The organism is Streptomyces sp. (assembly GCF_031178505.1).
Lineage (GTDB): Bacteria > Actinomycetota > Actinomycetes > Streptomycetales > Streptomycetaceae > Streptomyces > Streptomyces gulbargensis.
Genome location: NZ_JAPSIW010000355.1, coordinates 1 through 6,939, shown reverse-complemented (window position 1 = coordinate 6,939; position 6,939 = coordinate 1). Strand labels below are relative to the sequence as shown.

The following is a 6,939-nucleotide window of genomic DNA, read 5'->3' as shown; positions in this document are numbered from 1 at the left end:
GTCCCCCACGAGCCTGTCGCCCCTCCAGACCCTGTACGTGCACGGCGGCGTCCGCACGCGCGGCCCGTACGCCCAGTACACCGACGAGCGGTTCACCGACGCCTGCGTCGCCGATCTCGAGGACCTCGTCGGCCACACCCGCGACGTCGCCGCCCTCATCGCCGAACCCGTCCAGGGCGTCGGCGGCTTCACCTCCCCGCCCGACGGCCTCTACGCCGCCTTCCGCCGCGTCCTCGACCGGCACGGCATCCTCTGGATCTCCGACGAGGTGCAGACCGGCTGGGGCCGCACCGGCGACCACTTCTGGGGCTGGCAGGCCCACGGCCAGGCCGGACCACCCGACATCCTGACCTTCGCCAAGGGCATCGGCAACGGCATGTCGATCGGCGGCGTGGTCGCCCGCGCCGAGATCATGAACTGCCTCGACGCCCACTCCATCTCCACCTTCGGCGGTTCACCCGTCACCATGGCCGCCGGACTGGCCAACCTCGGCCACCTCCTCGCCCACGACCTCCAGGGCAACGCCCGGCGCGTCGGCGGCCTCCTCCTCGAACGCCTCCGCGCCGTCGCGGCGGGCGTCGACGCCGTCCGCGAGGTGCGCGGCCGCGGCCTCATGATCGGCATCGAGCTCGCCGACCCCGTCACGGGCCGGGCCGACCCCGACGCGGCCGCCGCCGTCCTGGAGGCCACCCGGGAGAACGGCCTGCTCATCGGCAAGGGCGGCGGCCACGACACCAGCGCGCTGCGCGTCGCCCCGCCGCTCTCCCTCACCGTCGCCGAGGCCGAGGAGGGCGCCGGCATCCTGGAACAGGCCCTGCGCTCCCTGTAGGCGAGCCGTCCCGATCCCGGCGCGCCCGCCCCCACGGTCCGGACGGCACCGCCCGCGCACCACGTGTCGCGTCCCCCGCTCCCCGGTCCTTCCCGACCGGCAGGACCTCCAGCCGAGGAGAAGCCCGTGAGCACCCGTACCCGCACCCTCATCCGCGGCGGACTCGTCCTCACCGCCGCCGACGAACTGCACGCCGACGTCCTGATCGAGGACGGCCGCGTCGCCGCCCTCGCCGCCCACGGCTCCGACACCGCCGCCGGCTGGACCGCCGACCGGATCCTCGACGCCACCGACCGCTACGTCCTCCCCGGCGGCGTCGACGTCCACACCCACATGGAACTGCCCTTCGGCGGCACCTTCGCCTCCGACACCTTCGCGACCGGCACCCGCGCCGCCGCGTGGGGTGGCACCACCACCATCGTGGACTTCGCCGTCCAGTCCGCCGGCCGTCCGCTGCGGGAAGGCCTCGACACCTGGTACGCCAAGGCCGACGGCAACTGCGCGATCGACTACGCGTTCCACATGATCCTCTCCGACGTGAACGAGCACACGCTCAAGGAGATGGACCTGCTCGTCGAGGAGGGCATCACCTCCTTCAAGCTCTTCATGGCCTACCCCGGCGTCTTCTACAGCGACGACGGCCGGATCCTGCGCGCCATGCAGCGCTCCGCCGACAACGGCGGACTGATCATGATGCACGCGGAGAACGGCATCGCGATCGACGTGCTCGTGGAGCAGGCCCTCGCCCGCGGTGAGACCGACCCCCGCCACCACGGAGAGGTCCGCAAGTCCCTCCTGGAGGCCGAGGCCACCCACCGCGCCATCCAGCTCTCCCGGGTCGCGGGCAGCCCGCTCTACGTCGTCCACGTCTCGGCCCAGGAGGCCGTCGCCGAGCTGGCCGCCGCCCGCGACAAGGGCCTGCCCGTCTTCGGCGAAACCTGCCCCCAGTACCTCTTCCTGTCCACCGACAACCTCGCCGAGCCCGGCTTCGAGGGTGCCAAGTACGTCTGCTCCACACCGCTGCGCCCCAAGGAGCACCAGGCGGCGCTCTGGCGCGGTCTGCGCACCAACGACCTCCAGGTCGTCTCCACCGACCACTGCCCGTTCTGCTTCAAGGGCCAGAAGGACCTGGGCCTCGGCGACTTCTCCAAGATCCCCAACGGGCTGCCGGGCGTGGAGCACCGCATGGACCTCCTCCACCAGGCCGTGGTCGACGGGCACATCTCCCGCCGCCGCTGGATCGAGATCGCCTGCGCCACCCCGGCCCGCATGTTCGGCCTGTACCCGCAGAAGGGCACCATCGCGCCGGGCGCGGACGCCGACATCGTCCTGTACGACCCGCACACCACCCAGACCCTCTCCGCCGCCACCCACCACATGCACGTCGACTACTCGGCGTACGAGGGCAGGACGGTCACCGGACGGGTCGAGACCGTCCTCTCGCGCGGCGACGTCGTCATCGACCACGGCGCGTTCACCGGCCGGGCCGGCCACGGCGCCTTCATCCCCCGCTCCACCTGCCAGTACCTGAACTAGGAGGCCGACCCGTGGACTTCGGACTCGTCCTGCAGACCGACCCGCCCGCCTCGCAGGTCGTCGGCCTGATGCGCCGTGCGGAACGCAACGGCTTCCGCTACGGCTGGACCTTCGACTCCGCCGTGCTGTGGCAGGAACCCTTCGTCATCTACAGCCAGATCCTCGAACACACCACCAAGCTCCGCGTCGGCCCGATGGTGACGAACCCCGGCACCCGCACCTGGGAGGTCACCGCCTCCACCTTCGCCACCCTCAACGACATGTTCGGCAACCGGACCGTCTGCGGCATCGGCCGCGGCGACTCCGCCATGCGCGTCGCCGGCCGCAGACCGAACACCCTCGCCCGCCTGGGCGAGGCCATCGACGTCATCCGCGACCTCGCCGAGGGGCGCGAGGCCGAGGTCGACGGCAACCCGGTCCGCATCCCGTGGGTGAAGAACGGCAAGCTGCCCGTCTGGATGGCCGCCTACGGCCCCAGGGCCCTCGCGCTCGCCGGGCGGAAGGCCGACGGCTTCATCCTCCAGCTCGCCGACCCCTTCCTCACCGAATGGATGGTCAAGGCGGTCCGCGAGGCGGCCCGGGAAGCCGGCCGGGACCCCGCCTCGATCACCGTCTGCGTCGCCGCCCCCGCCTACGTCGGGGACGACCTCGCGCACGCCCGGGACCAGTGCCGCTGGTTCGGCGGCATGGTCGGCAACCACGTGGCCGACCTGGTCGCCAAGTACGGCGAGCACTCGGACATGGTCCCGGAGGAGCTGACCGCCTACATCAAGAACCGGCAGGGCTACGACTACAGCCACCACGGCCGCGCCGGGAACCCCTCCACCGACTTCGTCCCCGACGAGATCGTCGACCGCTTCTGCCTCCTCGGCCCCGCCGCGGCCCACATCGACCGACTCCGGCACCTGAGGGACCTGGGGGTCGACCAGTTCGCCGTGTACGCGATGCACGACGACCGTGAGGGCACGATCGACGCGTACGGATCCGAGGTCATCCCCGCCCTCACCGGCTGACCCGGCCCGCCGACCCCCCCACACCCCGCACAGCCCTTCCGCCCCGTCCCCGACCGAAGGGTTCCGCCACCATGACCACCACCGGCGCCACCGGCCCCGCGGACGGCCCCGGCATACCCGGCGGCCGCGTCGAACTGCCGCCCGGCACGTCCCTCACCGACCCCCGGTTCGTCAACGACGACCTGCTGCCCGTCCCCGTCGCGCAACGCCGCTGGACCACGTACAACTTCGCCGCCCTCTGGGTCGGCATGGCCCACAACATCCCGTCCTGGCTGCTCGCCTCCGGCCTGGTCGCCCTCGGCATGGACTGGAAACAGGCCGTCCTCACCATCGCCCTGGCCAATCTGATCGTGCTGCTCCCCATGCTGCTGACCGGGCACGCCGGCCCGAAGTACGGCATCCCGTTCCCGGTCCTCGCCCGCGCCTCGTTCGGGCTGCGGGGCGCCAACCTGCCGGCCCTCGTCCGGGCGGCCGTCGCCTGCGCCTGGTTCGGCATCCAGACCTGGATCGGCGGCCAGGGCGTCTTCGTCCTGCTCGACAAGGCCTTCGGCGGCGACTGGGCGGCGGCCGGGAGGATCGGGGGACAGCCCTGGACCCTGTGGCTCTGCTTCGTCCTCTTCTGGGCACTCGAACTGGCCATCATCCACCGCGGAATGGAGGCTCTGCGCCGTTTCGAGAACTGGGCCGCCCCGTTCGTCATCGTCGGCGCGCTGGTCCTGCTCGTCTGGATCGCGGTCAAGGCCGGCGGTTTCGGACCGCTGCTGGACCAGCCCTCGAAGCTGGGCTGGGGCGCCGATTTCTGGCCCGTCTTCCTCCCGTCCCTCATGGGCATGATCGCCTTCTGGGCGACGCTCAGCCTGAACATCCCGGACTTCACCCGCTTCGGCGCCGGGCAGCGCGCCCAGGTCGCCGGGCAGGCCCTCGGCCTGCCCACCACCATGACCCTGTTCGCGCTGCTCTCGGTCCTCGTCACCTCCGGTGCCCAGGCCGTGTACGGGGTGGCGGTCTGGGATCCGGTGGCACTCGCCGCGAAGACCGACAACGTCTTCGGACTCCTCTTCGCCCTCGTCACCGTCCTGGTCGCGACCGTCTCCGTGAACATCGCGGCGAACGTCGTCTCCCCCGCGTACGACCTCGCCAACCTCGCGCCGAAGTACGTGAACTTCCGCAGGGGCGCGCTGATCACCGGGGTCGTCGGCGTCCTCGTCATGCCGTGGAAGCTGACCTCCACCCCGGAGCTGTACATCTTCACCTGGCTCGGGCTCGTCGGCGGACTCCTCGGCACCGTCGCCGGCATCCTCATCGCCGACTACTGGCTGGTCCGCCGCACCGTCCTCGACCTCGAAGGGCTCTACCGCGCCGACGGCCCCTACTGGTACCGCGGAGGCTGGAACCCGGCGGCCGTCCTCGCCTTCGCGGCCGGCGGAGTCCTCGCGGCCGGCGGTTCGCACTCGGAGCCCGGCAAGGGCCCCTTCCCGGCCGACGGCCTCGTTCCGTTCCTGCGACCGCTCGCCGACTACGGCTGGGCCGTCGGCCTCGTCACCGCGCTGCTCCTCCACACCGCGCTCATGAAGGGGCGGGTGGCACGCGGCGGCCGGTCGGCTCCCGGCTGACCGGTTCTCACCCACGCTCGGGCGAACGGCTGTACGGTGCGGGCGGAGAGGTCGAACCGATACGAGGGGCGGGTGGCGGGTGTGCTGGTCGAGGCGTTGACCGCGGTGGCCGCGGCGGGCGGGGCGGCGGTCGTGCAGGCCGCCGGAACCGACGCCTGGTACGGGGTACGGGACCGGGTCGCCGCGCTCCTCGGGCGCGGCGACGAGCAGCTGGAGCAGGCCGCCCTGGAGCGCCTGGACCGGACCGCCCGGGCCCTGGAGGCCGACCGAGGCGTGGACCCGGGCCAGGAACTCTCCCGCCAGGAGGGGATGTGGCAGGAGCGGTTCGAGACCCTGCTGGCCGCCCTGCACGGCGCGGACCAGGAGCGGGCGGCCCGCGACCTGCGCGCCCTGCCCGCCTTCGTCGCCGAGGCCGCGGGCGAGGTGGCCCTCGCCACGGGGGACGCGGTGGCGCGCGACGGAGGCAGCGCGGTGACCGGCGTCCGGCGGACGGGCGGCGGTCAGGCCGCCCGAGCGGTCCGCACCGGGAACGCGGAGGCCACCGGCGCCGGGTCCACGGCCGTCAGCGGCGTCGTCACCGAGTAGCCGGCCGGGCGGCGACGTGGCCAAGTGGCGGTGGGGCAGACGGCACGACCCTGGCGGGCGTACCCCGGCCGGGCGCACGGCCGAGGCGGAACCCGCCGGGCAGTGGGTGACGGGCAGCGGGAACGCGTTCGCGACGAACGGCGGCATCGCCGTCACGGGCATCTACAACGACCACACCCGCGTGGTGCTGCCGCCCGAGGCGGTACGGCCCGTGACCGAGGTGGGAGCCAGGCCGGGACTGGACAACCTGCCGTACCGGTCCGGGCACTTCGTGGGCCGCACGGCCGAACTCGACCGCCTCGACGCCGCCCTGGCCGAGCCCGGCGGCGTGTGGCTCCAGGCCGTGCACGGGCTCGGCGGCGTCGGCAAGAGCGCGCTGGCCGTGCACTGGGCGGCCACCCGCGCCCGTACGCACGGCCTCACCCCCGTCCGGTGGATCACCGCCGACAGCCCCGCAGCCGTCGAGCAGGGCCTGGCCGCCCTCGCCACCGCGCTGCAGCCCGCCACCTCCAAGGCGCTGACGACGGAGGCGCTGGCGGAGAACGGGACGCAGTGGCTCGCCGCGCACGACGGCTGGCTGCTCGTCCTGGACAACGTCACCGACCCCGCCGACATCGCCCCCCTCCTCGCCCGCGCGCCGCACGGCCGCTTCCTGATCACCAGCAGGCTCGCCACGGTGTGGCACGACGCCACCACCGTCATCCGGCTCGACACTCTGCAACCGGGCGAGTCCCTGGCCCTCCTCACCCGCGTCGTCACGGCCGGCGGCCCCCGTGATCTGACCGGAGCGGCCGCACTCTGCGCCGAACTCGGCCATCTGCCGCTCGCCGTCGAGCAGGCCGCCGCGTTCCTCGCCCAGAACCCGCTCCTGACCCCCCTCGGCTACCTGGACCTGCTCGGACAGGACCCCGCCCCGCTCTACCGGCAGGGCGGCGTCGGCGTCACCGACCCCGAACGCACCGTCGCCCGCGTCTGGCGGGTCTCGCTGGACCAGGTGGCGCAACGGCGGCCGGGCGCCACCGACGTGCTGCGCACCCTGGCCTGGTACGCCCCCGACCGCATCCCCGCCGGCCTCCTCGACGACACCGCGGCACCGGCGGAGATCGCCGGCGCGGTCGGAGTGCTGAACGCCTACAGCCTGATCACCGTGGACGCCGCGAGCCACACCCTCTCCCTCCACCGGCTGGTCCAGTCCGTCGCCCGCACTCCCGACGCCGACGACCCCCACCGCGGCGTGGAGCTCGTCGCCGAGGCCCGGGACCGCGCCACGTCGGCGCTCTTCTCCGCCGTGCGGTCGACCGACTGGCAGGACCCGGCGAACTGGCCCACCGGCCGCGCCCTGCTCCCGCACATGGACGCCCTC

General features: G+C 73.3%; 6 protein-coding genes. All 6 read left to right on the top strand.

The window, feature by feature from the left end; translation table 11 throughout:
• The coding region (locus RIF68_RS21735; protein ID WP_309052960.1) for an aminotransferase class III-fold pyridoxal phosphate-dependent enzyme at window positions 1-829 on the top strand (829 nt) is incomplete at its 5' end.
• A gap of 126 nt (window positions 830-955) precedes the next feature.
• The gene (gene hydA / locus RIF68_RS21730) at window positions 956-2,365 is read left to right on the top strand and encodes a dihydropyrimidinase (RefSeq protein WP_309052959.1); all 1,410 of its coding nucleotides are present in this window, start codon (window positions 956-958) and stop codon (window positions 2,363-2,365) included.
• 11 nt (window positions 2,366-2,376) lie between these two features.
• Window positions 2,377-3,378 carry a TIGR03842 family LLM class F420-dependent oxidoreductase gene (locus RIF68_RS21725; RefSeq protein WP_309052958.1) on the top strand — a complete coding sequence of 334 codons (1,002 nt, stop codon included), beginning with the start codon at window positions 2,377-2,379 and terminating at the stop codon, window positions 3,376-3,378.
• Between the two features lie 71 nt (window positions 3,379-3,449).
• Window positions 3,450-4,991, top strand: coding sequence for an NCS1 family nucleobase:cation symporter-1 (locus tag RIF68_RS21720; protein WP_309052957.1), 1,542 nt, complete (start codon window positions 3,450-3,452; stop codon window positions 4,989-4,991).
• Between the two features lie 72 nt (window positions 4,992-5,063).
• Entirely contained in the window at window positions 5,064-5,576 is a 513-nt protein-coding gene (locus RIF68_RS21715) for a hypothetical protein (protein ID WP_309052956.1), read from the top strand.
• Between the two features lie 16 nt (window positions 5,577-5,592).
• The coding region (locus RIF68_RS21710) for an NB-ARC domain-containing protein (RefSeq protein WP_309052955.1) at window positions 5,593-6,939 on the top strand (1,347 nt) is incomplete at its 3' end.